This is a genomic window from Leptolyngbya sp. AN10, from assembly GCF_050565645.1.
In the GTDB taxonomy this organism is placed as follows: Bacteria; Cyanobacteriota; Cyanobacteriia; order Leptolyngbyales; family Leptolyngbyaceae; genus Leptolyngbya.
Genome location: NZ_JBNXVP010000069.1, coordinates 1 through 26,104 on the forward strand (window position 1 = coordinate 1; position 26,104 = coordinate 26,104).

Annotated in this window: 35 protein-coding genes; 17 read left to right on the forward strand and 18 right to left on the reverse strand. The window is 47.2% G+C overall.

Features of this window, described 5'->3' with window-relative positions:
• Positions 1-180: 180 nt before the first annotated feature.
• Together ACQ4M5_RS39670 and ACQ4M5_RS39675 are read left to right on the forward strand one after the other, a co-directional pair.
• Positions 181-684 carry an HPP family protein gene (locus ACQ4M5_RS39670; protein ID WP_430681306.1) on the forward strand — a complete coding sequence of 168 codons (504 nt, stop codon included), beginning with the start codon at positions 181-183 and terminating at the stop codon, positions 682-684.
• A 95-nt stretch (positions 685-779) separates the two neighbouring features.
• Positions 780-1,046: a hypothetical protein gene (locus ACQ4M5_RS39675; RefSeq protein ID WP_430681307.1), complete on the forward strand. Its 267-nt coding sequence runs from the start codon at positions 780-782 to the stop codon at positions 1,044-1,046.
• Between the two features lie 34 nt (positions 1,047-1,080).
• On the opposite strand, the gene ACQ4M5_RS39680 is transcribed toward ACQ4M5_RS39675, so the two are convergent.
• The 4 genes from ACQ4M5_RS39680 to patD form a co-directional block, all read right to left on the reverse strand.
• Entirely contained in the window at positions 1,081-2,256 is a 1,176-nt protein-coding gene (locus tag ACQ4M5_RS39680; RefSeq protein ID WP_430681308.1) for an MlaD family protein, read from the reverse strand.
• A gap of 29 nt (positions 2,257-2,285) precedes the next feature.
• The gene (locus ACQ4M5_RS39685) at positions 2,286-3,068 is read right to left on the reverse strand and encodes an ABC transporter ATP-binding protein (protein WP_430681309.1); all 783 of its coding nucleotides are present in this window, start codon (positions 3,066-3,068) and stop codon (positions 2,286-2,288) included.
• Between the two features lie 514 nt (positions 3,069-3,582).
• Positions 3,583-4,185: a zf-TFIIB domain-containing protein gene (locus ACQ4M5_RS39690; RefSeq protein WP_430681310.1), complete on the reverse strand. Its 603-nt coding sequence runs from the start codon at positions 4,183-4,185 to the stop codon at positions 3,583-3,585.
• A 29-nt stretch (positions 4,186-4,214) separates the two neighbouring features.
• Positions 4,215-4,547: a heterocyst frequency control protein PatD gene (gene patD, locus ACQ4M5_RS39695; RefSeq protein WP_430681311.1), complete on the reverse strand. Its 333-nt coding sequence runs from the start codon at positions 4,545-4,547 to the stop codon at positions 4,215-4,217.
• 482 nt (positions 4,548-5,029) lie between these two features.
• Between patD and ACQ4M5_RS39700 the strand changes: the two genes are divergently transcribed.
• Positions 5,030-7,288, forward strand: coding sequence for a RelA/SpoT family protein (locus ACQ4M5_RS39700; protein WP_430681312.1), 2,259 nt, complete (start codon positions 5,030-5,032; stop codon positions 7,286-7,288).
• Between the two features lie 201 nt (positions 7,289-7,489).
• Complete coding sequence (locus ACQ4M5_RS39705; RefSeq protein ID WP_430681313.1) at positions 7,490-7,690, forward strand: hypothetical protein; 201 nt, start codon at positions 7,490-7,492, stop codon at positions 7,688-7,690.
• Positions 7,691-7,873: 183 nt separating this feature from the next.
• Here the strand turns inward: ACQ4M5_RS39705 and ACQ4M5_RS39710 are convergent, their stop codons facing one another.
• The 4 genes from ACQ4M5_RS39710 to ACQ4M5_RS39725 form a co-directional block, all read right to left on the reverse strand.
• Positions 7,874-8,872, reverse strand: a complete 999-nt coding sequence (locus ACQ4M5_RS39710; protein ID WP_430681314.1) for a GH25 family lysozyme — start codon at positions 8,870-8,872, stop codon at positions 7,874-7,876.
• Between the two features lie 293 nt (positions 8,873-9,165).
• Positions 9,166-10,074 carry an SGNH/GDSL hydrolase family protein gene (locus ACQ4M5_RS39715; RefSeq protein ID WP_430681315.1) on the reverse strand — a complete coding sequence of 303 codons (909 nt, stop codon included), beginning with the start codon at positions 10,072-10,074 and terminating at the stop codon, positions 9,166-9,168.
• Positions 10,075-10,135: 61 nt separating this feature from the next.
• Positions 10,136-10,741: an esterase/lipase family protein gene (locus ACQ4M5_RS39720; RefSeq protein WP_430681316.1), complete on the reverse strand. Its 606-nt coding sequence runs from the start codon at positions 10,739-10,741 to the stop codon at positions 10,136-10,138.
• A gap of 82 nt (positions 10,742-10,823) precedes the next feature.
• Positions 10,824-11,264, reverse strand: coding sequence for a DUF2294 domain-containing protein (locus ACQ4M5_RS39725; RefSeq protein WP_430681317.1), 441 nt, complete (start codon positions 11,262-11,264; stop codon positions 10,824-10,826).
• A 212-nt stretch (positions 11,265-11,476) separates the two neighbouring features.
• Here ACQ4M5_RS39725 and ACQ4M5_RS39730 point away from each other — a divergent pair, with 212 nt between their 5' ends.
• The gene (locus ACQ4M5_RS39730; RefSeq protein ID WP_430681318.1) at positions 11,477-12,343 is read left to right on the forward strand and encodes a tetratricopeptide repeat protein; all 867 of its coding nucleotides are present in this window, start codon (positions 11,477-11,479) and stop codon (positions 12,341-12,343) included.
• Between the two features lie 512 nt (positions 12,344-12,855).
• On the opposite strand, the gene ACQ4M5_RS39735 is transcribed toward ACQ4M5_RS39730, so the two are convergent.
• Positions 12,856-13,905: a glucokinase gene (locus ACQ4M5_RS39735; protein ID WP_430681319.1), complete on the reverse strand. Its 1,050-nt coding sequence runs from the start codon at positions 13,903-13,905 to the stop codon at positions 12,856-12,858.
• 79 nt (positions 13,906-13,984) lie between these two features.
• Here ACQ4M5_RS39735 and pdxH point away from each other — a divergent pair, with 79 nt between their 5' ends.
• The 4 genes from pdxH (at position 13,985) to ACQ4M5_RS39755 (ending at position 17,359) form a co-directional block, all read left to right on the forward strand.
• Positions 13,985-14,629 (forward strand): pyridoxamine 5'-phosphate oxidase, encoded by a 645-nt coding sequence (pdxH, locus tag ACQ4M5_RS39740; RefSeq protein WP_430681320.1) that lies wholly within the window; start codon positions 13,985-13,987, stop codon positions 14,627-14,629.
• Positions 14,630-14,641: 12 nt separating this feature from the next.
• On the forward strand, positions 14,642-15,229 hold the full coding sequence (locus ACQ4M5_RS39745) for a Uma2 family endonuclease (RefSeq protein ID WP_430681321.1): 588 nt from the start codon (positions 14,642-14,644) through the stop codon (positions 15,227-15,229).
• A gap of 57 nt (positions 15,230-15,286) precedes the next feature.
• Positions 15,287-15,670 carry a hypothetical protein gene (locus ACQ4M5_RS39750; protein WP_430681322.1) on the forward strand — a complete coding sequence of 128 codons (384 nt, stop codon included), beginning with the start codon at positions 15,287-15,289 and terminating at the stop codon, positions 15,668-15,670.
• A gap of 66 nt (positions 15,671-15,736) precedes the next feature.
• On the forward strand, positions 15,737-17,359 hold the full coding sequence (locus ACQ4M5_RS39755) for a DUF3352 domain-containing protein (RefSeq protein WP_430681323.1): 1,623 nt from the start codon (positions 15,737-15,739) through the stop codon (positions 17,357-17,359).
• 193 nt (positions 17,360-17,552) lie between these two features.
• Here ACQ4M5_RS39755 and ACQ4M5_RS39760 read toward each other — a convergent pair whose 3' ends face one another.
• Complete coding sequence (locus ACQ4M5_RS39760; protein WP_430681324.1) at positions 17,553-17,936, reverse strand: hypothetical protein; 384 nt, start codon at positions 17,934-17,936, stop codon at positions 17,553-17,555.
• Between the two features lie 11 nt (positions 17,937-17,947).
• The gene (locus ACQ4M5_RS39765) at positions 17,948-18,343 is read right to left on the reverse strand and encodes a papain fold toxin domain-containing protein (protein ID WP_430681340.1); all 396 of its coding nucleotides are present in this window, start codon (positions 18,341-18,343) and stop codon (positions 17,948-17,950) included.
• Between ACQ4M5_RS39765 and ACQ4M5_RS39770 the strand changes: the two genes are divergently transcribed.
• On the forward strand, positions 18,321-18,503 hold the full coding sequence (locus ACQ4M5_RS39770; protein ID WP_430681325.1) for a hypothetical protein: 183 nt from the start codon (positions 18,321-18,323) through the stop codon (positions 18,501-18,503). The two genes, ACQ4M5_RS39765 and ACQ4M5_RS39770, sit on opposite strands and share 23 nt — an antisense overlap.
• On the opposite strand, the gene ACQ4M5_RS39775 is transcribed toward ACQ4M5_RS39770, so the two are convergent.
• Together ACQ4M5_RS39775 and ACQ4M5_RS39780 are read right to left on the reverse strand one after the other, a co-directional pair.
• Positions 18,480-18,689, reverse strand: a complete 210-nt coding sequence (locus ACQ4M5_RS39775; protein ID WP_430681326.1) for a DUF6887 family protein — start codon at positions 18,687-18,689, stop codon at positions 18,480-18,482. The two genes, ACQ4M5_RS39770 and ACQ4M5_RS39775, sit on opposite strands and share 24 nt — an antisense overlap.
• Positions 18,686-18,859 carry a DUF6888 family protein gene (locus ACQ4M5_RS39780; RefSeq protein WP_430681327.1) on the reverse strand — a complete coding sequence of 58 codons (174 nt, stop codon included), beginning with the start codon at positions 18,857-18,859 and terminating at the stop codon, positions 18,686-18,688. The genes ACQ4M5_RS39775 and ACQ4M5_RS39780 overlap by 4 nt, the downstream gene beginning before the upstream one ends.
• 46 nt (positions 18,860-18,905) lie before the next feature.
• Here ACQ4M5_RS39780 and ACQ4M5_RS39785 point away from each other — a divergent pair, with 46 nt between their 5' ends.
• From ACQ4M5_RS39785 to ACQ4M5_RS39795, 3 genes are all read left to right on the forward strand, one after another.
• Positions 18,906-19,301, forward strand: coding sequence for a hypothetical protein (locus tag ACQ4M5_RS39785; RefSeq protein WP_430681328.1), 396 nt, complete (start codon positions 18,906-18,908; stop codon positions 19,299-19,301).
• Entirely contained in the window at positions 19,298-19,549 is a 252-nt protein-coding gene (locus ACQ4M5_RS39790) for an HNH endonuclease (protein ID WP_430681329.1), read from the forward strand. Before ACQ4M5_RS39785 ends, ACQ4M5_RS39790 begins: the two co-directional genes overlap by 4 nt.
• 66 nt (positions 19,550-19,615) lie before the next feature.
• Complete coding sequence (locus ACQ4M5_RS39795; RefSeq protein ID WP_430681330.1) at positions 19,616-19,759, forward strand: hypothetical protein; 144 nt, start codon at positions 19,616-19,618, stop codon at positions 19,757-19,759.
• A 33-nt stretch (positions 19,760-19,792) separates the two neighbouring features.
• On the opposite strand, the gene ACQ4M5_RS39800 is transcribed toward ACQ4M5_RS39795, so the two are convergent.
• A complete protein-coding gene (locus tag ACQ4M5_RS39800) occupies positions 19,793-22,765 on the reverse strand; it encodes a tetratricopeptide repeat protein (RefSeq protein WP_430681331.1) in 2,973 nt (990 codons plus the stop codon).
• Between the two features lie 341 nt (positions 22,766-23,106).
• On the opposite strand from ACQ4M5_RS39800, the gene ACQ4M5_RS39805 reads away from it, so the two are divergent.
• From ACQ4M5_RS39805 to ACQ4M5_RS39815, 3 genes are all read left to right on the forward strand, one after another.
• Positions 23,107-23,577 (forward strand): hypothetical protein, encoded by a 471-nt coding sequence (locus ACQ4M5_RS39805; RefSeq protein WP_430681332.1) that lies wholly within the window; start codon positions 23,107-23,109, stop codon positions 23,575-23,577.
• A gap of 143 nt (positions 23,578-23,720) precedes the next feature.
• Positions 23,721-24,002: a hypothetical protein gene (locus ACQ4M5_RS39810; RefSeq protein ID WP_430681333.1), complete on the forward strand. Its 282-nt coding sequence runs from the start codon at positions 23,721-23,723 to the stop codon at positions 24,000-24,002.
• Entirely contained in the window at positions 23,995-24,378 is a 384-nt protein-coding gene (locus ACQ4M5_RS39815; RefSeq protein WP_430681334.1) for a type II toxin-antitoxin system VapC family toxin, read from the forward strand. Before ACQ4M5_RS39810 ends, ACQ4M5_RS39815 begins: the two co-directional genes overlap by 8 nt.
• A gap of 62 nt (positions 24,379-24,440) precedes the next feature.
• Here the strand turns inward: ACQ4M5_RS39815 and ACQ4M5_RS39820 are convergent, their stop codons facing one another.
• Positions 24,441-24,791: a type II toxin-antitoxin system PemK/MazF family toxin gene (locus ACQ4M5_RS39820; RefSeq protein ID WP_430681335.1), complete on the reverse strand. Its 351-nt coding sequence runs from the start codon at positions 24,789-24,791 to the stop codon at positions 24,441-24,443.
• Positions 24,782-24,997 (reverse strand): hypothetical protein, encoded by a 216-nt coding sequence (locus ACQ4M5_RS39825; RefSeq protein WP_430681336.1) that lies wholly within the window; start codon positions 24,995-24,997, stop codon positions 24,782-24,784. Before ACQ4M5_RS39825 ends, ACQ4M5_RS39820 begins: the two co-directional genes overlap by 10 nt.
• A 41-nt stretch (positions 24,998-25,038) precedes the next feature.
• Between ACQ4M5_RS39825 and ACQ4M5_RS39830 the strand changes: the two genes are divergently transcribed.
• Complete coding sequence (locus ACQ4M5_RS39830) at positions 25,039-25,272, forward strand: hypothetical protein (RefSeq protein WP_430681337.1); 234 nt, start codon at positions 25,039-25,041, stop codon at positions 25,270-25,272.
• A 33-nt stretch (positions 25,273-25,305) separates the two neighbouring features.
• Here ACQ4M5_RS39830 and ACQ4M5_RS39835 read toward each other — a convergent pair whose 3' ends face one another.
• A complete protein-coding gene (locus ACQ4M5_RS39835; RefSeq protein ID WP_430681338.1) occupies positions 25,306-25,542 on the reverse strand; it encodes a hypothetical protein in 237 nt (78 codons plus the stop codon).
• Positions 25,539-25,973, reverse strand: a complete 435-nt coding sequence (locus ACQ4M5_RS39840; protein ID WP_430681339.1) for a putative toxin-antitoxin system toxin component, PIN family — start codon at positions 25,971-25,973, stop codon at positions 25,539-25,541. The genes ACQ4M5_RS39835 and ACQ4M5_RS39840 overlap by 4 nt, the downstream gene beginning before the upstream one ends.
• Positions 25,974-26,104: the final 131 nt, after the last annotated feature.

Here is a 26,104-nt window from a genome sequence, read left to right on the forward strand (position 1 = left end):
TCTGCGTGCCTTAACTCGCTACTTATTGTTCGAGAATTGGGATCATTTGCTGACCTTTATGATTGAAGGACTGGAGTTAGAAGTCCCGCCCAACTCCAGTTGATTTTTCATAATGAGAATTGCTGCGAAATGGGAGGACTTGTCACCGTATCTTGACACTATCCTTTTATCTGCAACTCTATGAGAAATGGATTCTTGCTCCGGAATGTCTGGAATGGGCGATCGATTAACCAACCGCAATTTTCTTATCGTCAAATCCTCTGTAGCTGGATTGGTAGTTTTCTCAGCATTGCTACTCTCGCTTATCTTTCAGTTCAAACCAATCATCCGTTAATCGCGGCTCCGTTTGGTGCAACTGCTGTGATTCTCTATGCGATTCCTGATAGTCCACTCGCTCAACCTCGCAATGTGATTTTCGGAAACTGTATTGGCGCGATCGTGTGCATTACTTTTGTGCAATGTTTTGGAACGGCTCCTTGGGTGATTGCGCTCTCCGTTGCAACTGCAATTAAACTGATGCAATTAACCCGAACGCTACATCCTCCAGGTGGTGCGGTTGCATTAGTGGGTGCGATGACGGGCGCATCCTGGTCGTTTCTCTTCACTCCAGTCTTGGCAGGGTCATTAATTATGGTGGGCTGTACGATCGCCTTTCATCGTCTTGCTGTAAGACGAACTCATTAGAGTTTCTCAATAATCACGATAGAAAATTGAAAGGTTTCTCTCAATCTAGGTTCGCTACATTCTTAAAAGGAAATTAAGAAACGGAGCAAGTCGGAATGAAATTTAGCTTAAAAGCGATGTCTGTTTTACTGGTAGGTGCAGCACTTTTGGGCGGTGGAACTGTGCTCACAAGCTGTGGAGGACAACAAGCCGAAGCTGAAAAGCAAGAAGCTCAAGAAACGAACAATGATGATGACAATCGTTCTGGCGCACAAGCCGAAACGAATAATCAAGACAATGATAATGATCAGAACAACGGGGCTGAAAATCGCCGCGACAATGAAAACGACAACGATCAGGACAACGATCAGGACAACGATTAGTCCGATTTAATCAAACACAGTCTTCTCAATCTTTCTAAGGCTGTGCTCTATTCTCTGGTGTTGGTGTTGCTATAGACTGATTCGATCGCGGAATCGGTGTTGCCAAGATTTGAGCAATCTGAGCCTGTTGCTGTAATTGTTCAGTCGAAGATACTAACCCACTCAAGCCGTTGATCAATCGTTTCAAGTTATCCCTTAACTGTGGATCACCTGTGAGTTCATCTAAATCTGACGTAATCTTCTGGGTGTTTTCAAACGTTGCTCTGGCAGAATCTAACGTTTGTTGCAACATCGTGATCGTGTTCGGATTGTTCAACGTCACCGAAACATCTCTTAAGTTTGCTGAAGTCTGAGCCGCATTTGCAGACAGTGTTTCGAGATTTCTAATGAGGTTACTGCCTTCGGCTTGATTCAGAATCGGACTGAGACGTGCCACGCTTGTTCGGATATCGCTACTCGCTGAACTCAAGTTATCCAAAGTTGAAACCAACGTCGATCGATTCGCCGTAATCAAATCATTAATTTGTGCGATCGTTAAAGTCGCCTGTTCTGCGGTGCTACCAATCGATCGAGCCGTTGCCGAAAAAGTTCTGACTTCGGTTCTTGCCGATCGTACTAAGCCAGACACTTCTCGACTCAGTTGAGCAATTTCCGCCGCTGCTTCACTACTATTCTTAGTTAATGAATTAATGTTGCCTGTGAATTGTGGACTACTGTAAGTATCTGCAAATCGAATCGTGGCACGAATCAGTTCATCAGTGCTAATTCCGAGTACGCCTCTGATCCGAGAATTTTCGCAAAGAATTAACTCCCGATTGCAATCTTTATCAAGTGGTCTACCTACGACTGCGGAATCTGCGATCTCTTTGCGAGGTGTGATATCGAGAACGGTTTCACCCAGTAAGCCTGTTTGATTCACGCTTAACTCTGAATCTCTGGGAATCACCAAATCTGCTCTCGCAATCTCCAACTTCACTTCAACACCATTCGGACCCGGCACAATATTTGCAATTCTGCCCACGGTCACGCCTCGATAGCGGACAGGAGAGCCTGCTTGGACTCCATTAATTGCCGCAAAATCAGCAAACACCGTAAAACTCTGATTGGCTGGATTCAGTCCTTTGATCCACAGAACCAAGCCTCCAAACAGCCCCACGCCTGCCAGAATCATCAACCCCACTGAACCTTCTCGCACTGTTCGCGATTGCAAAGCAAACCTCCTTTGGAGTCGCATAACCCTTACCCCACGACCTGAATGGGTCCTTCTACACTGCCCTTGAGAAACTGCCGAATCAACGGCTCATCGGTTGTATCCAACTCATGCACTTTGCCTTCCCATTGCACCCGTCCTTGATAGAGAAACAGGACTCGATCGGCAGTTCGTCGAATTGTACTCTCTTGGTGAGTCACCATGACATAACTCTGACATCCCCGCTGTGGACATTGCAGCGATCGTACTAAATCTTCAATCACGGTCGATGCGATCGGATCAAGTCCCGCTGTTGGCTCATCGTAAAGCAAGACCGCAGGCGTATCCTCAGGATTCTCAGGGTTCACCATAATAGCTCGTGCAAAACTCACTCGTTTCCGCATCCCGCCTGAGAGTTCCGAGGGATAGCGCTGTCCAATTCCAGACAGTCCTACCATTTCCAAGCGTTCTTCAACCAGTTGGCGAATTTGACGACGCGATAAACGGGAATGTTGATACAGCAAAAATCCGACATTCTCTTCAACCGTAAGCGAATCGAACAATGCCGCTTGTTGAAACACCATGCTAATCAACAACGGATCAGGAGCATCCTCGATCAAGCCTTTCCGCCGTTTGCCACCGATAAACACTTCGCCTTCATCGGGAGCGATTAAGCCTGCAATAATTCTTAGAACCGTTGATTTCCCCGTTCCCGAAGGTCCAATTACGGCAAGTGCTTCTCCGGGATAAATCGTCAGGTCTGCTCGATCGAGAACTTGATTCCCGCCGAAGTTTTTGCTAACTCCTTTTAGTTCAATCAACGGCTCAACCATGCCTTTTCCTGCGATCGATGAACGGACTTTGCCATGATAGGCATCTATAGAGTTTGCCTATCACCAATACCAAATTAGCGGTTTCCGCGCAGCATCGACAGGACAGATACGCGAATTGGCTGAGTGTTTAAGGTTGCGTTTCTTGAAGAGATAGATATGAGGGTTCAGTTCGTTTACCCACGAACCCGCCCGGCGCTAAAGCGACCGGGCTAATCGAAGGAACCCCACTGAAGTGGGCTGAAACCGCGCTCTTAGGGGGCTTTAGCCTCCTTTCTCCCATTAGCCCGGAGCGTTTATCTCCGGGCGGACTGAATCGCAGTGACAGACTAAGTGGGTGAACAGAATTGATTGCCGCGTTTCGGCTCCGCTCAACGCTCAAGTACTAATATTTCTGCGGGTTGAGCGCAGTCGAAACCTAAACCCAACGCGAATTTAATTTTGCTCATCTACTTATCATCAACACAAGATTCTGAGCATACCCACTTTTCAAACATCCCGCAGTCTCTACGATCGCTCAACTTTGCTGCATTTCATCTTTCGGTTTGAGTTCTTGAGTGAAATTCTCGAATCGACGCATTAGATAAGCCACTCCAAAATCACCGTTCGGATGTTTCTCTAACACCTCTGCCAGTTCAAACACACGATCGGCTAATTCGACTCCTAATCGATCGATCGTTGCCTGTTTTTCCAGCGCCAAATGTTCTCGCGCTCTCGATAAAGTCTGCCACTCGCTTGAGAATAATTGTTCGATCGCAACGTGCAATCCCATTGCTTCGAGCGCGTCCCATTCTCCTCGATCGCACCAAATCCCGCCGCAGCTTAAACAGCGTTCGACATAGAAGGGCGATCTCATTCCCACTTTGACGCGAGCGAGATAGCTACCACAATCGGGACACAGAGCCGCTTTGCTGTCGAGTGGAGACTGAACGAATTCGACATCAAGCGTTTTGGGAACGAGATCTGCCGCCGTTTTGGGATGAGCGCGTTCTGCTTGCCAAGCTTTATAGTTTTCTGCTGGAATCCACGTGCCTTTGCAATCGGGACACTGTTTCACCGCTAACGCCTCGCTTAATGTGCCATCGGTGAGCGTAATTTTTCTCTCTTTTGGACATTGCATCGCGTTTCCTCCAACCCAACCTTATCTATTTAATCAGGCTCGGTTCCCAGAATCACCGAACAGTATTGATTCAAAAGTTGAATGCGATCGCGAATTTGCCCGATACGAGTCTCGATCGTGTCCGCCTGTCGAGCCGTCTGCAAAAACATCCCATCCATTGACAGTAACCGCATCTGTTTATTGATTTCTACCAAGACAGAATGCAACTGATATTCATCTGACTCAATCGATTGAATTTCGTCTTGGAAAAACTTCTGTAGCGATCGTATCTTTTGATGAAGCTCACTTCGATTCGCTAGATCGAAATCTGCAATCATCTTTTGAAACAATTCAAAGCTCTGTACTTGGTTCTCAGTTAACATATCTAAACTTCTTCAACTCCGTAAAAAAGCGGGGATCGCTCAATTAGAGCGAATTACATAGAACACTCTTTCCGTAATGTGTCAAAAATCTCGGTGTAATTTCGCTCCAGAACTGCAAACATCGTGTAAAGTACTGACTCAAGAATTCGGATATCCCTGAATTCACGGCGATCGCAAAGTTTTTCAACAAGCCCGGAATTCAGTCAAGAAACCGATCGCCATTGATAGAATGAGCGTTACGATTGTCTTAACAAGTTTGAGACAACCCTTTATTTTCACCCGGATTGGATTGCGGAGACAAATTCACAGACTTTTCTTTGAAATTCTTGTCCCGTTCTTTGTCCATTCTGAAATTCAAACTCTACGTCTAGCAGTTCGGGAATCTCCTCATGCTAGACTCATTTTCTATTACTTCAATAATTTGTATAGAGCTATACATATAATTTCGTTCCGAACCTGCACTCTAGCCACATAGAATCAGCATGAATGTAGCGGCATCTCTCCCAACGATTGACTTTGCTTTACCAGATTGGCTGCGCGAGTGTTTCCTCAAACGCTCCGATGACTCCCAACTCGATCGAGATTTAATCTGCCGTGCATTTGAATTTGCCTATCAGTTACATGAAGGGCAAAAACGAGCCTCTGGCGAACCGTATATTGCTCATCCTGTCGCGGTTGCAGGAATATTAAGAGACTTAGGCGGCAGCGGCACAATGATCGCTGCTGGTTTTTTACATGATGTCGTTGAGGATACCGATGTCACTCCAGAGGAAATCGAAAAGCGCTTTGGGGCTGAGGTTCGATGTTTAGTCGATGGAGTGACGAAGCTATCGAAGTTCAATTTCTCTAGTAAAACCGAGCGACAGGCAGAGAACTTCCGCCGAATGTTTCTAGCAATGGCGCAAGACATTCGTGTGATTGTGGTCAAACTTGCCGATCGACTTCACAATATGCGAACTCTAGAGCATCTTGCTTCAGAAAAGCAGCAACGAATCTCGCTCGAAACTCGTGAAATTTTTGCGCCCTTAGCAAACCGTTTGGGGATCGGAAACATTAAATGGGAGCTTGAAGATCTCGCCTTCAAATATCTCGAAACTGAAGCATATCGAGAAATTCAGCGATTGGTTGCAGAAAAACGCGGCGATCGAGAAGCCAGATTGAGCGAAGTCGCTGAAACATTCAAACGTCGTCTTGATCAAGTCGGCGTTCGTTGCATCGAAGTGAGTGGCAGACCGAAGCATCTCTACGGCATTTATCAAAAGATGCAGCGTCAGCAAAAAGGCTATGAGCAAATCTATGATGTTGCCGCTGTCCGAATCATCGTTAAGAACAATGACGAGTGCTATCGCGCTTTAGCGATCGTGCATGATACCTTCCGCCCAATTCCTGGACGCTTCAAAGACTACATCGGACTGCCGAAATCTAACCGTTACCAATCCCTACATACAGTTGTAATCGGGGATTCGGGTCGCCCTTTGGAAGTTCAGATTCGCACACTCGAAATGCACCACGTCGCAGAATACGGGATTGCTGCACACTGGAAATATAAAGAGTCGGGCGGTTCTAATTCCCAACTTTCTGGTGATGATGAAAAGTTCACCTGGTTGCGTCAACTGCTTGATTGGCAAAACGATCTGAAAGATGCTCAGGAATATCTAGAGAGCATCAAAGACAATCTCTTTGATGGGGATGTGTATGTGTTCACGCCCAAAGGAGAAGTCGTTTCGCTCAGTCCTCGATCGACTCCGGTTGATTTCGCGTATCGCATCCACACCGAAGTCGGAAACCATTGTGCAGGCGCGAAAGTGAACGGTCGCATGGTTTCGCTTGATGCCCAGTTACGCATGGGTGACATCGTTGAAATCATCACGCAGAAAAATGCACGTCCGAGTTTGGACTGGCTAAATTTTGTCGTCACAACGGGCGCGAGAAACCGAATTCGCCAAGCTTATAAGCGATCGCATCACGATGAGAACGTCTTGCGCGGTCGGGATATGCTCGAAAAAGAACTGGGTAAGAACGGCTTTGAAGCCTTGATGAAATCGGCTCCAATGTTAGCGGCGGCTGAACGATGTAACTATCACAGCGTTGAAGATTTCGTCGCTGCCGTTGGCTATGGCGAGATTACTTTGAATTTGGCACTGAACCGAATTCGAGATGCAGTCAAAGCTCAACAGCTACTTTCTCAGCCTGCACCCGCTCCATCAGATAGTTTGGCGAATGATGTTGCACTGTTGCCGACTCCACCGAGAGCCGTTCCTGCCCCGAACACAACAAAATATCCGATCGCAGGAGTCGAAGGCTTGCTGCATCACATGGCAGGCTGTTGTCATCCGCTGCCCGGAGAATCGATTATCGGAGTGATCGCCCGCAATAATCGCGGCATTGCCATCCATCGTCAGGGCTGTCCGAATGTAGACGCGATTCCGGGAGACCGTTTAGTGCCCCTAAGCTGGAATCAAACTCAGTCAACCACTGGACGCGCTCAAACCTATCCGATCGACATTCAAATCGAAGTGATCGATCGCGTTGGAGTTCTGAAAGATATTCTCTCCCGACTGACCGACAACAATATCAATGTGCGAAATGCCCAAGTCAAAACCTTCCCGGATCAAACGGCAGTGATTGACTTGGGCATTGATATTTGCGACCATCCACAGCTAGAACGCACCTTTGTTCAAATTAAGAAAATGACCGATGTGCTGAATATGCGGCGGGTCAGTCAGGTGGATGAGGTCTAGCTCTGATGGTGGAAAATTCACGCGATCGTAATCTTGCTTAAAGAAACGAGAAAGCCCTGACAACTTCAGGGTTTCTTTCGATCGAACTTTATTTTTCAATGCCATACTGGTTGGACGGCTTCGGAATGTCAAAGATCAGCCTTTAGATAGTTGATAACCCCGAACTTGTTCAACTCCTAGCACAGATTACTTGACCCTCGCATGAATTATTCTTTCGATAGCTTCCCGTGGTGGGACTACTTGAACCAGCATTTGTTTGATCCGGAGCGTCCGTTTATCTGGAATCTCGAAAAGTTTCGATACGTGCATCGCGTTCAGAAATTAGAGCGATGTTGGGAGCGATCGGAGGTGTATCTCCTAGAACATTGTTGGCGGCAAGAAACTGACGAAAAGAATACATAGAGCGATGAGGTGCGAGGTGTTTTTAGCCCCGCACCTTTCACTTTTATAGCAGTAGAAGTTTAGATTAGGACATCTTCGGAGTTGCCCCCAAACCCCCAAGTTTGGGGGCTTAAGACTCTTGCTCCCCCAAACTTGGGGGCTAGGGGGCGATCTCGAAGTGTCCTAACTGAAATAAGTACGGCTCTATTGCTGTCTCCACCGTCTGGCAAAATCATCCAAGACAGGTTTAGAGATTTGACTTTGTAACCATTTCAAAGCCGCGTCCTGATGAGCAGCCCCACGATAAGACTTACACACATTGATTAGATCGAGCGTGGCTGGAAAAGCTGGAGTCGGAGTGGGTGTAGGAGCCGTAGGAGTAGTGGGTCTTGTCGCTTGCAGAGCCGCCCAAGTTGCTGCTCCGACAATGCCATCTGCTGCCAAATTTTTCGCTCTCTGAAACGCAATCACTTGAGCTTTCGTTTTAGGACCAAAATCTCCATCGGGCGTTCCAATATCAAAGCCTTGTGATTCTAGTAACGTTTGCATTTCTTGAACGACGTTCCCTTCACAGCCTTGTCTCAAAGGAATGCGACCTTTTAGCAGTTTTTGTAATCCATCCAGATCGCCATTAAATTGGTTCAAATCGACGTTGCCAGCGATGCCGCGTAGTGTCCCAGACTCAGAATATTGATGGAACGTCCATCTACTCCAAGTCGCAGGAAGATAGGGCGATCGAGTACCGAAATTTGCTACCCACAGCGGATACTCTGCAAACTGTTTCGGATTTCTCAATTTGTCTTCCCAAAACACGGGAAACGTATAGAGAATCGGTTTGCGTCCGGTTTTGGATTCGACAATCTCTAACCATTGCAATGCTCGATCGATCACTGTTGCTGCGCTTAATCCATCATCGATTTCGAGATCAAGCACCGGAGGCAAATCGAAAGGTTCGATCGTCTGTACGGTTTGTAAGAAATTATTGGCTTGAGTCGCTGGATCTCGACCGGGACGAAAGAAGTGATATGCGCCTCGGACAATTCCCACCGATCGCATTCCTCTCCAGTTCCGCACAAATTTGTCATCGCGGCTGGTTGCGCCTTCGGTCGCTTTGGCAAATCCGTAGAATACACCTTGGCTGGCGACGGTTGCCCAATCGACATCACCTTGATAAGTCGAGATATCTATCCCTAATAGAGCCATGATTGAAACCTTTTAAAACCTTGCTAGTGGGTACATTCACAATTCGGGGTCAGGATTCCCCAAGTTTGCCGAAGATCCCGTAAAGATGCGATTAAATTGACCCAGGTTCGGTAGATTCTTCAAATAGTAAGTTCTTCAGGAGTCGCCCCCTAAATCCCCCATTCTGGGGGACTTTGAGCCAGAGAAATTTCTAGAATTCCAAAGCGTTTTCTATCTTCAAAGTCCCCCAAATTTGGGGGATTTAGGGGGCTGAAGCCGAATCAAACGCAGCGGATTACTCCGTCGAACTGAGGCTAAATTGAGTTTTGAATCCAACGGCTAAGAATTCGATTCCCTAAAACGTTCAGATGAATATGATCGCGGTAAAGCGTTGCCGGATCAGCCGATTCTGCCTTAAACACAGGTAGAAAATCGATGTATTCAATATTCCCGGTTTGTGTCATCTCAGTTAATCGCTGACGGGCTGTGATTTCGTAATCGCGTGATCCAGAGGTGATCTCTCGCAATAAAGGGGTCATTGCTAAGACGAATTTTGCTTGGTTTTGATTCGCAAGGTCTCGAATTTGCCGAATCGCGTCTAGGATAATCCCGACTCGATCGCCGCCTTCAGCATGGATTTTTTTCAGTTCCGCAGGCAATTCTCGTGCAGGTAAAAGATAGCGATCGACGACTTCAAAAATGGCACTCATAGGTTTGCGATCGGGATAACTGCGATCGCGTCCCACTCCTAGCGATGTGGGTTGCGTTCCAAATAGATCATCGGTGTTAATTACCAGAACAATTACATCGGCGTGAAATGTGCCAAATCGTCTGAGATAGGCAAGTTCATTCCGAGGCGACCACGAATTTGCAGAAGCATTGAGAACTTCTAAAGAATCGCCCGATTGCTGAAGCATTTCTGAAACGGTATCTTTCTGATCCGTCCACCATCCGCCGTTAATAATCGAATCACCGATCATCAAAACTCGCCGAGTTCCGATTTCGGGTTTAGGTGTGAAATTGGGCGATCGCATTGAATATTCGTTAATTTCAATTCGATTCCCAAATCGTTTAACCGATTGATTTGGAGCTAATAAATAGCCAATTTCGGGATCTCCAACGTAAAGCAAGGGATCACCGAAACCGAATCGAAATCGCAATATGAGTTCTAGAAGAATAAGCGCGATCGCTAAAAGTACGATCGCGAGACGAATCCAATTCATCCGGGGTCGGGGTTAAATTTCTTTACCATCTTGACCGCTGTTTACTGAATTGATGCAGAAATTATGCGACTTGACGATTTTCGACAGGTCTTCTTAGAGCTTCAGCAACGAGATTGATCGATCGCTTGTCAGTCACCATCCACGCATGAAGCGGTACATGGATTTGAATCGATTCACCCACAGGCAAGACCGAACTATTCGCAGGCACAATGATCCCGTCCATCGGAGTCCAAATCGAGGTGAAATTAATGCGATCGAGCATTTTCACGTCCCGATTCAGATCGTTCAAAAACTCGCTATTGGGTCGCATCTGAACACAGCCCGGACGCTGAGACAGATATGCCGCGATCGTGCCATTGTGCGGTGATGAAATCGTGACATAACGTTGAACTCGACTGATCCCTCCCAAGCGTTGAACATAGTATCGGCTGACCAATCCGCCCATACTGAATCCAACCAAATCAAACGGCTGACCCGCAGGCAATGTCGCCTCAACAAAATTCGCTAACTGTTGCGCTAAGTGTTCTAATTTGCCATCTCCGTTTGCAGGCAGCAAATCCAATCCATGCGTCTGCCAGCCCATGCGATCGAGCTGTCCCGTCATCGTTTTGAACAGCGCGAATGTATCGGTGATGCCATGAACTAACACAACAGGATTGGAAGCCATAAATCGATCGAGAAAAACTTACTTCTAAATTACTGTTTCTTGTCAAAATTAGCACAGCAAAATAGACAGCCAACTAAATGTCCTATTCGGCAATTTCATCTTGCGATCGGTCATTGCCATTGCGTCGTTTTGCCTTTGGAATCGACTCTGGATCACGGACACTCGGTGGCTCTTTCAAGATGGCAATCAACCCTGAAAAGCCCGTTTCTAAACTGGTACGATTCAGCAATTGAACCACCGAAGTTGATCCAACTTCTTCGATTAATGCAATAATTTCCGCTTTCATTCCTTCTTCGAGTTCAGCCCGAAACTTTTCTGCCACTTCCTGTCGTCCAGAGTTTATAAGAAACCGTTCAGCAGGAGTCGAAATTTGTTCGAGCACAATCGCCAGTTTTTCATCAAAAAATTGACAGGTCACTCTTTCAGGACGTTGCCCAGTTCGCTCCCGATAAAGCGCTTGAAGCCGTTGCCCGATCGTGCGTTCAATCTGTCCACGGGTTGGATTCTCGTTGGTCATACCCATCAGGTTATAGATTTAAATTTGATTAAATGATTTTGGAGAAGAATTTAATCTAATGTCAAAGTAAAAAGTCTTAACCTGTTTCTCCTCTATCGACAGTAAGGATTTTGATTTACGACGATGAGCTATGCCATCCGGTTATTCCTTTGAGTTGAGAGTGTTTTATGTCGATTCGATCGTTCCTAAAAATCGGTTTCGTTTTCAGCAGTTTATTCGTGTCGTTTCCTATTGTGTCCTCGGTGCAAGCGGCTCCCTTTCAACTAGCTCAAGCCGCTAGACCTTCGGCGGAAGGACAAGTCAATCAAGGTTTAACTTACATTCAACAAGGCAAGCTGAATGAAGCGATCGCGGCGTTTCGCAATGCGATTCGGATCAATCCCAAGTTAGCAGCGGCGCACTACAATCTCGGTTTGGCGCTCCGTCAGGCAGGACAGTTACAACCGTCTGCGGATGCGTTCTATCAAGCCACTCAAGCCGATCCAAATTTTGCACTGGCGTATGCGAATTTGGGTGCGGCATTGCTAGAAGGCGGGAACCTGAAACAGGCACGAGACTATCTTGCACGTTCGATCGAGCTTGATCCGCGATCTGGAGTCGCGCAGTACAATCTCGGTTTGGTGCTGATGCAGGAAAAGAACTTTGCGGGAGCCGCTCAAGCCTTTCAAAGAGCCGCAGTCCTGACTCCGACCGCTCCTGAGCCGTTGTTTCAATTGGGTCAAGCGAATCAACAACAAGGCAAGTTTAAAGAAGCGATCGCGGCTTTTCAACAAGCGATTCAACGCAATCCGAATTATGTTGAGGCGCATTATAGTGTCGGATTGGTCGAGTACTATCAGGGCAATCTGGACCAAGCTTTGACTGCCTTTCGCAAAGCAACTCAATTGAATCCGAAGTTTGCAAATGGGTACTATGCAGCGGGGTTAGTCTTTGTGCGGCAGAACAAGTTTGCAGATGCGGAACGAGTGTTGAAATTTGCCAAAGATCTGTTCACGGCTCAGGGGAATACAGCTTGGGCGAAGAAGACGGATCAACAGTTACAGCAGCTTGAACGGATTGGACAAGGGAAGATGAGAACGCGGTAGAAGAACATTGAATGAGCGATCGTGCTGAGTGATGTCGCTGCGATTCAGTCCGCCCGGAGATGAACCTCCGGGCTAATCGAGGCAACCCCACTGAAGTGGGCTGAAAACGTTTTCTGAGGGTGCTTCAGCATCCTTTCGCCCATTAGCCCGGACGGTTTAGCGCCGGGTGGGTTCACGGATGAACGAACACACCAAAATTCACAAGCTCCACATATAGCAGTAGAAGTTTAGATCAGGACATCCTCGGAGTTGCCCCCAAACCCCCAATTCTGGGGGCTTAGGAGATTTCTACGAAAGAGCTTACCGCTTGAAAGACTGCCCTTCGGCTTCGCTCAGGGCGCGATCTCTAGCTGACTGAGCGAAGCCGAAGACAGCGGGTAATTTGTTTTCGATAAATCTCCTTAAGACTCTTGCTCCCCCAAATTTGGGGGCTGGGGGGCGATCTCGAAGTGTCCTAACTGAAAGAAGTACGGCTATAAGATTCAGTTCGCACGATCGCTCATCCAGAAGAATCACAACCGCGATGCCCGCAACGCCGCGCCGATTAATCCCACCTGTGGATTCAGCACAATTTGAACGGGGACTCGTTCCATTAACGATCGCATTCTCCCTTTCAGTGCAAACGCTCTTAAAAAGCTCCCTTCTTCCATCAAAGGAAGAATCTTCGCAGCAATTCCACCTGCAATATATAAGCCTCCATACGGCAACAATTTCAGCGCTAAATTTCCTGCTTCTGTTCCATAAGCTTCGACAAAGAGTTGCATTGTTTTTTGGGACAATCGATCGCGGTTTTCTAATGCAGCTTGAGAAATCACCGCAGCCGGATCAGCAGTCTTTTCACTTTTGCCGATTTCTGATTCCCAAAGGTGCATCGTTTCTGCAATATCTGGGGCTTCAGGGGCAAAATTGCGATCGCGCAAAAACTGATAAATCGCGACAATGCCTTGACCTGAAACGACTCGTTCAGCAGAAATTCGCTCAATGTTTAGCTTTTCTAGAAGGTAATGCGACAGTTGAAACTCTAGTTCGGTTCTAGCTGCAAAATCGACATGTCCACCTTCTGAGCCATAGACTTGATATTGTTTGCCATCGTGAATCAAATAGCCCTGACCTAAACCCGTTCCCGCTCCAATGACGGAGATCGGGGCATTCGGTTCTCGCTTGCCTGCTTGCAATATATGGAGATCCGACGCTTCTAGCGCTAAGATTCCATAGCCGATCGCTTCAAAATCATTGATCAGCGATACTTGCGGAATTGACAACTGCTCTGATAATCGATCGGCTTCCAATGTCCAGGCAATATTTGTTACCTTGCTGGTATTGTTGACCACTGGACCTGCAATTCCAAAACAAGCCTTCACAGGTTGAAACGGTTCCCCAGTTTCTTCTTGAGCTTCTTTGAGAAAGGTTTTCACCATCGGCACAAGATCGGGAAATTCATGGCTCGAATAGCGCTTCTCAAATCGGATATTCCGCGCTGTCTCTGTTTGATCTGCCTCTGCTTCCACCAATCGTAAAATCGTTTTAGTGCCGCCAATATCTCCAGCCAGCAATAGGGTCATGCGTTTATCCTCCGAACTCTAAGCTAATCTACTCGGCATCCCAATACAATTGCAATTGGAGCATAGATAGATAAAACCGATGGCTATTTCTTCGATCGCGGATCTCAGACAGGATTACACCAAAGAAACACTCAACGAATCTGATGTCGATCCGAATCCGTTTGTACAATTTCGCCGCTGGTTCGATCAAGCGGTGAATGCAGAGCTACCTGAACCGAATGCAATGACCTTGGCGACCGCTTCTCAAGATGGGATTCCTGCGGCTCGCATTGTTTTACTCAAAGCCGTAGACGATCGCGGTTTTACCTTTTTCACGAACTACAACAGCGCCAAAGGGAAAGAACTCGAAGCCAATCCCCAAGCCGCATTAGTCTTTCTCTGGACAGAACTGGAACGCCAAGTCCGAATCGTGGGCAGCGTGGAAAAAATCACTTCTGAAGAATCAGACGGTTACTTTTTCAGTCGCCCTCACAATAGTCGCTTAGGAGCTTGGGCATCAGATCAAAGTGAAGTGATTCCGAACCGCGATGTTCTAGAAGAGAAATTGGCGGCACTCAAGAGCGAATATGAAAATCGAGAAGTTCCGCGTCCGCCACACTGGGGAGGATATCGAGTGATTCCGCGTGAGATTGAATTTTGGCAAGGTCGATCGAGTCGATTACACGATCGATTACGCTATCGGCATCAAAATGGAGCATGGGTTATCGATCGACTTTCACCATAGGAGATTAAACCAATGGAACTGACACTTCCCCTTAGAATGAATCTGACGCACGTTCATCTCACCGATGAGCAGTTTTACCACCTGTGCATCGATAATCCCGAACTGGTTCTCGAACGTAACGCAAAAGGAGTTCTCATTGTTATGTCACCTGTTGGCGGAGATAGCGGAAGGCGTGAAGCAAACTACATTGCAGATTTAATCTTTTGGAACCGCCAGACGGGACTTGGGGAAGTTTTCAGTTCTTCAACGTTATTTAAGCTGCCACGGGGTGGAGATCGTTCTCCTGATGCCGCTTGGGTGGAGAAGTCCCGCTGGCAAGCACTCACTCCAGAACAGCGTCAGAAGTTTCCACCGATCGCACCTGATTTTGTATTGGAACTCCGCTCTCGAACCGATAAACTCGCTGATCTCCAAGAGAAAATGCAGGAATATCTTGCTAGTGGCGTTCGACTGGGATGGTTATTAAACCCACAAGATCAGCAAGTCGAAATCTATCGACAAGGACAGGAAAAAGAAGTGCGATCGCTTCCGACTCTGCTTTCTGGAGAATCCGTTTTACCTGAATTTGAATTGCAGGTCGATTTATTTACAGATGATTGATTTTTCAATTCACGATTCGTTATCTTTGAGGGCAGCGTTTGTCCTGGATTTGTAAAGATGTCGATCGACCTTCTCGTATTCAGTGTGACTGTTGACCCGACTGCGATCGCGGGTGCGTGTCTTTGGGCATTGGCACTCTATTTAGGATTGTCACCGATCAGCGATTGGATCATGGAACAACTGAATCGCTGGTTTAATTTTGCAGAACGATCGCTGTATTCGTCGATCGAAGAGTTTGAACGCACTCGATCGGCAAGAGAATCCCAGAATGCTTTCTATGCTTCAATTCTCAGCATTTTCCCGTTTCTAGGGTTTGGGACATTGTGCAATCTTGGAGTTGAATTCGGTTTGGGAAAAAGCTGGGCGATCAGTATGGGAGTGCTGGCTTGTATTGGGTGTGGCGTGTACGAATTGGGTCGTCGCGACGGACAGAAATCTTAATTTAATTGGTCAAGGCGGCGCGGGTTCGGGATAATGTTCTCTGGAGAGTACCGCCCCCTTTGATCTATGAAGTTCCGCTCATTTCTGAATAGTGTTGCTGCGATCGCAGTTGTTCTAGTCGTTTTAGCTACGATCGGCTTTAGTTGGATTTTTGCTCAAAGTCCACTGGGTTTACTGAAAGGCAGTCCGAAAAGTACACCGACTGCGGCAATGTTTGTTCCCAAGCAAGCTCCAGTGATGGCTTCGTTGTTGGTGAATCCCGATCGATTGGAAAGCTTGCGACAAGTGGTGGCGAAACCTGGCGATCGAGCCGCAACTCGTCAAGAATTCGAGCGGTTTACTCAAGGCGTTTTAGGGAATTCGGAACTCGATTATCGTCGGGATGTGCGACCGTGGTTAGGGGATGAAATTACCGCAGCGGTGACATCACTGGATATCGATCGAGATGACACGAACGGGAAAGAAGCGGGTTATTTACTGGCATTAGCCACGAAAGATACGGAGCGATCGAGAGAATTTCTCCAAGTGTTTTGGCAAAAACGTGCCATTGCAGGAACCGATTTAGTTTTCGAGGATTACAAAGGTACGAAGATTATTCACGGCAAAGTCGAGTCTGATTCTGTGCCGATTACGATCGCGAGTGCAGTGGTCGGTCGTCAGTATGTGCTGTTTGCGAATAGTCCAAAAGTGCTGCGAAATGCAATTAACAATGTGCAAGCAGCAGAATTGAATTTAGAGAACTCTCAGGAGTATCAACAGGCAATTGGGGCACTCGATCGCGGACGAATTGGCGTGGTTTTTGCCAATCTCCCTGAGTTAGCCGCATTGAATGGCAAAGAGATTACAGATACCGCTTCAAGTGCAGCCATTTCACTCGGTTTAGATCGCAAAGGCTTAATTGCAGAAACCGCCATTATTCGAGATGGAACAGAAACAAACTTATCGAAGCAATCTTTAGAAGCGTTGAAGTATATTCCTGCTGTTGCACCAATCTCAGCTTCGGGCGTGAATTTGAATCAATTATGGTCAGGTTTATCAAGCGATGGAACGGTCTCGAAATGGGTGAATTCGCCAATTGAATCACTTGGAAAACGTTGGCAAATCAACTTGCCGCAGGACATTTTCAACTGGGTGAAAGGCGAGTATGCACTGGCAATGATTCCAAAAGAAGAAACACTCGATTGGGTATTTGTTGCCGATAAAACCGCTGATCCCGGAGCAGAGAGCGCGATCGCTCGTTTGGATGAACTCGGAAAAGCTCAAGGCATCACCGCTGGAATCATTCAAATCGGGGATCAACCTGTTTCGATTTGGACAAGATTGGATTCTGTGAAATCAGATAAGAAAATCGATGCTGAAGTGGTTGGAGTGCATACTGCGATCGGAAAATACGAAGTATTCACAACTTCAATGGATGCGATGAATGCGGTCTTGAATGCGAAGAAGAATGTACTGGCAAATAGTAAAACGTTTGAGAATGCGATCGCAGGATTACAAAAAGAGAATGCTGGATATTTGTATCTCGATTGGAACACTGCACAACCGATTCTAGAGAAGCAATTCCCCATTTTGAAAGTTGCTGAACTCGCAGGAGAACCGATTTTTGAACACTTGAGATCATTAACCGTGAGCAATTACGGTAATCGCTCTGGAGTTCAACGGGGTGGCATCTTTGTGCGGTTGATGTGATTCATGCGGTGTGTAGCAGTTGGCAGGAGAAGCGTTGATCAATACACTCTGTGTTCGCCCTCGCCAAATCTGCGATCGACGCTCTACGATTCTTCGTTCTGGAGTTTTTGGAAGAGCGGTAGCTTCGCTTCCCGGAGGATTCGTGGATCTAAATTTGCAAGTTGACTGCTCTGCTCTTGGTAATGTCTCAGAGTTATGAGGCGATCTGGGTTGGAGAATGAGAGGATTCGCTGATTGAGCGCGTTTCCTGCTGGAATTGTGCAAATAATTCAAAAAATCGATCTAAAGCATCCTGTTCATTGGTGGAGTGAGCCAGGATGATTCTGTCCCATCCTTGGGTTGCAGTGATCTTGAAGTGGGCTTGAATCCAAGCTTGAAAGCCGTTGAATGCTTTTTCTTGCTGGGTTGTGGGTAAGCCAAGATCGGCTCTGGCACTGCTATATCCATCTAGAAAGGCGCGGAGTCGAGTAATGGATTGATTCCCTAGAAACATTCCTGGTCGAGTCTGAATGTCTCGAAGAACCTGATACAGATATTCGCCTTGTAGGGAGAATCGGGCGTTTTGTGGTTCCGACATGGCTTGATCCTCTAAAACGGGGTTTCAGTGATTTGAAAGGGACGATCGGAGTAAAAACGACTGGGAAACATGAGGTTTGCTAACCATTGTTCTCGCTCCAGTCCGTCAGGATGATGGTTATCGAAAACAATTTCCTGATTCTGAATCAGAATGGCGATACCTGCATGATAACCGTTGGTGGAAATTGCATCGCCACCTATGCTGTCGTCATAGATGTAGCTGTCTCGACCAATACTATCGCCTGTGTATAACTCGATTCTCTGACCTCCAATTCCCTGAGTGATGAGGTAATCTTGAATCGCTTGAGAGCAATCGACGCATTGAAAGTTCTGATATTGCCCTGCGATCGCACATATTTCCTGAAGTTGCTCTGCATTCGGTTCGATGGGTTTTTCCTCTGGTGCGATCGACGATTTAACACTATCTCACACCCTGGAACTGCGATCGCTGTCTCAATTCGTGCAAACGCTCTCTACGATTCTTCGTTCTGAAGTTGTTGGAGGAGCGGTCGCTTCGCTTCCTGGAGGGTTCGTGCTGATGGGTTTAGGATTGCTCTCCATGTTCTAGAATTGGGCGCAACGCTTCTATTTGCTGATGCCATTCTTCTGGGGTTTTGGGAGGTTCAAACCAGGTTGCTTCAGCATCGGGACTGCGCCGCGCAAAAAAGGCTTCCATTGCATCGAGATCATTGCGATGCTGGAGGATGTAGGTTCGTAGTTGTGCGGTGGTCATTTCGTCATAGTTCGGTTTCATACGAATCTCCATTTTCCATTGGGCGGGATGATGATTTGCAAGGTCTCGCTGGCGAAGATATAGATTTCTCCAGTGCGTTCATTAAATCGAAATAGCTCGATGTTTCGGTAGTAGTTGGAGAGCATTTGACAAACGCAGACACTCGCGAAGTTTTGGGCAGCGGTTGGCAAGAGAAGCGTTCCTCAATTTTTACATATTTAATTTTGCGGCAGCAGGATGTTCGCTGAATTTGTGCGATCGCTTGCTCCTCATCCGCGATCGCTGTCTACGATTCTGCGTTCTAAAGGTGTTGGAGGAGCGATTTCTGTGTTCGTGACGGAGATTGCCTTCTATACTGGGAATACCTTCGGGACGTATTGCAGAGGATTCACGAAAATGGTTCAAGTCGTGATTAATCCAGCTTCATTGTTGGAAACGGGTATCCGAGTTGAGAGAGTTGATCGCTTTAGCTTGTTTCGGTTTACTGATGAACTGCAATCCCGATTAGAGCAATTACTAGACAAGAATAAAACTGGAGAACTCACACCAGAGGAGTTGGACGAGTTGACTGGAATTCAGGAACTCGATCGCATTTTCACCTATCTCAATTCGCGTCTGATGTCTGAACAATGACGATCAACGATTTGACGAAGCGGATTGTTCGACAACGAGCAGAAGATTTATGTGAATATTGCCACTCTCCTGAGCGAATTAGTACTTCTCGCTTCACGATCGATCATCTTCAACCCAGATCGTTGGGCGGTTCTGATGATTCAGAAAACCTTGCTTTAGCGTGTAGCCGCTGCAACCAACGTCGATATAACTTCATCGTAGGTCGAGATCTCGAATCTGCGGCAATTGTTTCGTTGTTTAATCCGTGATCGCACAGTTGGGCAGATCACTTTGTCTGGACTGCGGATGGGATCAGGATTATCGGCACAACTCCAATGGGACGCGCAACTTGTAATCGGTTGGATATAAATGACGATCGATATGAGAGAGAACGATCGATTACTGAAGCGCGATCGCTTTGGGTGAAAGCAGGTTGGCATCCTCCTAGTCGTGATCCTCGGCGAACGGACGAGGGTTGAAGTGCGATCGCTCCTATTTGATAGCCAATCTGCTCATTCTGAATCTCGCACCTCTCCCCTACTTTGCTGCACACTGTCTAACCAACTTTGTGCCTTGACCGTCGTAGGATGCTGATTTCCCAATCGTTGCTGCAACACGGTGACAGCTTGTATCAGCAATGGCTCTGCTTGGGCGAATCGTTCTTGCTTTGCGTAAAGTACCGCTAGATTCCAAAGACCGATCTCTGTATTGGGATGCTGTTCGCCGAGGAGAGATCGTCTTAGTTCTAAAGCTCGCTGGTAGAGCGATTCTGCTTCTTCGTATCGTCCTTGCGAAACGTAAAGTAATGCCAAGTTGTTCAGGCTTGTTGCGACATCAGGATGAGTCTCACCCAGAAGAGAACGACATAATTCCAAAGCTTGCTGGTAGAGCGGTTCTGCTTCTTCGTACCTTCCTTGTACACGGTAGAGTTCTGCCAAGTTGTTCAGGCTCGTCGCGACATCAGGATGAGTCTCACCCAGAAGAGAACGACATAATTCCAAAGCTTGCTGGTAGAGCGGTTCTGCTTCCTCGTACCTTCCTTGGGATTCGTAGAGTGCTGCCAAGTTGTTCAAGCTTGTTGCGACATCAGGATGAGTCTCACCCAGAAGAGAACGACATAATTTCAAGGCTTGCTGGTAGAGCGGTTCTGCTTCCTCGTACCTTCCTTGTGAACAGTAGAGTAATGCCAAGTTGTTCAGGCTCATTGCGACATGAGGATGAGTCTCGCCTAGCAGAGATCGTCTTAATTCCAAAGCTTGCTGGTAGAGCGGTTCTGCTTCCTTGTACCTTCCTTGTACACGGTAGAGTAATGCCAAGTTGTTCAGGCTCGTTGCGACATGAGGATGAGTCTCGCCAAGGAGCAATCGTCTTAATTCCAAGGCTTGCTGGTGGAGCGGTTCTGCTTCCTTGTACCTTCCTTGTACACGGTAGAGTAATGCCAAGTTGTCCAAGCTCGTTGCGACATGAGGATGAGTCTCGCCAAGGAGCAATCGATCTAATTCCAAGGCTTGCTGGTAGAGCGGTTCTGCTTCTTCGTATCGTCCTTGGGATTCATAGAGTGCTGCCAAGTTGTTCAAGCTCGTTGCGACATGAGGATGAGTCTCGCCAAGGAGCGATCGCGCCACTGCTAAACAATCCGCTAACCAAGGTTCAGCATCTGCATAGAGTCCCTGTCCCTGATAAAACCTACTGATTCTAATAAACACCCAAATTAAATCAGTATCGTCTGCAATGCCGCACTCATTTCGATGTTTCACTTGCATCAAGTCTTCTGCCACCGCTTGCAAATGCGGAATCGCTCCAGCCACCGCACCAATAATCTCCAGCGTCGGGGTCTGCGGAATTTGTTTCGCAATCCCAATGATCACTTGCGCCACTGCGGTTTTGATCGCCCGATCTGCTTGTCCCACCCGCTTCGCTGCAAAAAATTCCTGCAACAACGGATGCACTTGATACTGATTCTCACCCGATCGTTCCAACAAACTCAACTCAGCTAACCGTCTGCGTCCCCGTCTCAGTGCTTTCGCCTCTAGTAATTGACACCACTGCTCGACAGGTTCCGAGTCTGCTTCCACCCGACAAAACCCGATCGCTTCCTCCATCCATTCCCAAGCGATCGCAGCTTTGCCAAACGTCCCCAACAGCATCGCCAACTGTTGTTCTGCGGTGTTGAGCTTTTCCCAACTCAACTCAAACACCGTTTCAATCTTGCTCAATCCATCGTGTTTCAGCTTCTCGTCCTTCAACTCCTGCAACAGTTCCGCGATCGACAAATCCGGCTCAATTTTGAGAAACTTTGCGACTAATTTAATCCCCAGCGGCAAACATCCCACCCACTGACACAGTTCATCCACCACGCTCCGCTGATCTCGAAACCGCCGCTCATCTTTCACCGTCTCAAACAGCAACTCATAAGCCGCCTCTGGCTTCAAAGTCTCAATCTTCAGCACCTGCACCGAATCTCGATCGAGCTTTTCCCGCGTCGTCACCAACACCTTAAACCGCTCTCCCACAGGCGGCAAAAACGCCTCAACCTCGGCATACTCCTGCACATCATCGAACACAATCAGACTCGTCCCACTGGGAAACTGTCGCCAACACCACCCCACCAAACTCACCAAATCCGGCAACTCTGGCGGCACAAGATTCAGCACCGATCGCGCAAAACTCACAATCTGCAATCCTGCATTTTCCCGCGCATTCACCCAGCAAATCGCCCCCAAATCATCCCTCAACTGCCGCGATCGCATCGCATACTGCAACGCCAATTCCGTCTTGCCAATTCCCCCCATCCCCGACACCGCACAAATCGCCAACGGCTGACCAACCGACAAGCGATCGTCAATCTCAACCAACGCATCATCCCGTCCCACAAATGTCTCCGCCGACGGTAGCGGTAAATTATTCGGTGTTTCTTTTCCCGGTTCCCCACCGCTGGAACCCTGAAACTTTTTTCCGGTAACAATCTCCCGCACTCGTTCTGCTACGTTTGCCAGCACCTGATCCTGTTCGTAAAGTGACAATCCAAGCAGCGATCGCTCCATCCCATTCGATGCCTGAAAATCAAGCAGCGATCGGACTTTCTCCCCAATCTCTGAATCGCCATATTGAAACTCTGCCGCTCCTTTCTCAAATGGACTCAGCAACATCGGAATAAACGTCGTCTTCTGGTCATCGACCTGCTGCAAAATAGTTGGAATCTCTTTTTCACAAATGTAATCTGAAGCAAAAAACGCTGGACTCATCAACGCGATCGCCACCCTTGCAGACTGAAGTGCACAGCGAATGTCCTGATCCCACTCATTCCCAAGATCAATCCGCTCATCGCACCAGACGATCGCCTTCTTCTGACGCTCTAGTGGCTTCAAATGCGATCGCAACCGATCAAGCCATCGCTGCTTAAATTCAGGGTCTTGATTATCTTTGCGGGCATAGCAAATGAAGATCAGCGGCAGAGATTCAGCGGTCTGTGTTTTGTCCTGCATACTCAAACGTCTAACCGGGAGCTACCTCTTTTATACTTACAGAATCAAATGAGTTCCGCAAACTGCCGGAGTTTTATGAAATTGATAGAAACATGAGGAAAAAAGTACGGTAGCTTCGCTTCACGGAGTCTTCGTTTTATCCCAGACTGAGATCGATCGTACTTTTAGATAAAATGTTCTAATCTCAACCCTGAACGTTCTATCTCAGAGAGTCACCTCTCACACATTGAGATAAAACGTTCCATCTCAAAGACTCAACATTGAATGTTGCAGTCAAAACCTTTACTCAATTTGATCAATTGGGCACGATGAATCTATCCTTTGTCATCAGGAAATGATTTATGTCCAATCGGATTAGTGCAAAACTCAGCTACAGCGATCGAGCCGAAATCCTCGATGCGATCAACTTAATCAAAACCAAGATGCCCTTTCTCACCAGCATGACCACCGAGGAGCGCAAGAGCCTAATCAAAATGGGCGATCGTTCACAAGCCTTTGTCACCAAAGCTCTCGAAGTCGCCAAACAAAACCCCGACATCCTCCCCCGCTCCTTCGACCTTGAAGAAATGCGCTTAGATGTCGAACTGTTTGAAACCCTGTATGCGATCGTAGCTGCTGTCGCTCAACTCGAAGGAATGCTCGACGACACCTATAAGCTCGTTGGCAGTGAAGCCTATACCGCAGCCCTCAAAGTCTACAACTATGCGAAAGCGAGTGGAGATGAGGCAGGACTTGCACCCGCGATCGAAGAACTCGGACAACGCTTTGCCCGCAAGCAGAAAAAAGAGAAAGCCCAACCCGCAGCGGTTTAGTCTAAGTTGCCAGTCTCGCCCCCTGACTGGTTGCATTTGTGAGGATCAATCCGAATCTTAGTCGTGTTGAGCTACTTTTCCAAGAAGCAAAGCGATCGACGCTCTACGATTCTTCGTTCTGAAGTTGTTGGAGGAGCGATACAATGAGTCTGAATCATCATTTGGTTGAGCAAATGACGCAGCTAGAGATGGAAGTTGCAAAAGATGGAAAAGTTGAAATTCCATTAGAGGTTTTAACCGCGTTGGGTTGGCAGGCGGGAGAAAAATTGACCGTTCAAGTGCAAGATGGCGAAGTTCGGATTTTCTCTCAAGCGCAAGCAGTTCGTCGCGTTCAAGCTTGGATGAGAAGTTTTGTGGCAGAAGGTCGATCGCTTTCTGATGAGTTAATTGCGGAGCGGCGGCAAGAGGCGAGCTTCGGTGAGTAGTTGGGTGCTAGATGCTTCGGCGCTGTTGGCGTTGCTGAATGGTGAGTCTGGAAGTGAACGAGTGGCTGAAGTGTTACCAGAAGCAGCGATCGCGAGCGTCAATTTTAGTGAGGTTGTGGCTAAATTGGCGGATGAGGGTCGTGATGAAGCTGAAATTCGATCGTATTTGGATCTGTTGGGGCTAGAAATTGTCGAGTTTGATGCGGAGCTTGCTTATCGGACCGGTTTTTTGAGACCGTTGACCCGATCATTGGGATTGTCTTTGGGTGACCGAGCTTGTTTAGCTTTAGCAAGTTTCTTGCAAGTCCCAGCTTTGACGTGCGACCGTGCCTGGACAAGTCTAAATTTAGAGATCAGTGTGGAACTAATTCGATGAAATAAGACGATCGACGCTCTACGATTCTTCGTTCTGGAGTTGTTGGAAGAGACTTGATTTGGTTAAGGTGTCAGTTGAAAAGCTTGAATTAAGGTTTCGTCTAGCTGCCGCAGGTTTTGTGTACCCAATTTTCCTAAGCGTTTTGTAATTAATTGCCTGCTAATTGTCGTGATGCGCGTGACTCGAACTTTTGAGGAGATGCGAAGTCCGGTTTGAGCAAACTCTAGATCTGAATCAAGCAAAGCAAATTCTGTAGGATTCAAGCGATCGACATTTTGGGACGAGATAAAGCAAACGGTGAATTCGTCGATCGCTGAGTTCAAAGTGAGGATAACGGCAGGACGCAGTTTTGTTTGACTGAGATCGATGAATGGGAACTCGACTAGAACAATGTCGCCTTTTGTTAATCCCATTCGATGGGTTCTCCATCTTCGAGCGTGTAAAGATCGGGTTCGTCTTTGAGAAAATCGAATGCGCCAGAACGATCGCTTAAATGGGCGAGTTCTAGAGTGGAAGGATAAGGAATTTCGCCGTAAACTTTGTTATCAAATAAGGATCGCTCTTCTGCTGAAAGGGCACGAACGGCTTGCACTAGGGATTCTACAAGTTGAGTGTTCATCAGATGCCTTTGACAATCAAATGAAATGCTGTGTTTCTATCATGCCTTATCTTGAAGGTGCGATCGCTGTCTCAATTCGTGCGATCGACGCTCTACGATTCTTCGTTCTGGAGTTGTTGGAGAAGCGATCGTGTCATCGGATGATCCGAGAGTTCGGAGGTGCGATCGCTTTCAATAGCTTTTTGGAGCAGCGATCAAATATCTTTGTTGCTAATAGGACGTTCATTCTAATGCGATCTGTAATTTTGATTGATCGTGGGAGAATGCTTAAATAATGGAGGAAAGTACTTTATCAAGCCCGTGAATCTTTAGAGACGATCGTAGGCTTCAGGCTCCACATCTGGGACTTTTTCGAGGAGTTTTTGCACATTTCCCCAATTGCCTCGACTAGCACGCTCTTGCAAAGAGTTTTGAGTTGACCAAGCAGAGATTTGCTTCTCCAGTGCGATCGAGACGAGTTGATCAATTGAGAGATTTTCTTGAGCGGCAAGGGCTTCGACTTGCTTGTAGAGATCTTCAGAAACTTGGGCTGTGAGTTTGATCATGAGGGGAGTTCTCCGACAAGTTGCAAGAAGGCTTTGGGTGTAAGCAGTTGAATGCCGAATTGGGCTGCTTGCTGTAGATCTCTTTGATTGTAAGTGATGATGAAGTGGGCTTGGGATTTGATCGCTAAATCGATCAAAAAATCGTCATCTGGATCGCGGGATAGGGGTCGCCATTGATAAAAAATGTCTTGGTGATTCGCAATCGCGCATAAACCATCCAGCAATGTGTCGATCTCTTGCTGAGTTAATCCGAGCGATTCCTGTTCTCGTTTCAGGATCTCTTCATACTCGAAGACAAGGGCGATCGAGAGATTCAATTGCCAGCGTGGGTCGTTGAGCAAGGTAAAAAATTTGTAGGCGGCTCCTCGTTGCGATCGAAATGCAGTGATCAAAACGTTGGTGTCTACAACAAGTTGATAGGGTTGAGTCATTGATAGATTAGACCTCCTGCACGAATCCTGATCACAGATTTGAACTCCTGAAAAGAGGACTAGATGCCACTCAGGAGACTGATCAAATGTACGATCGCATTCAACACCTGCCACCAAAATCGTTCAAACGC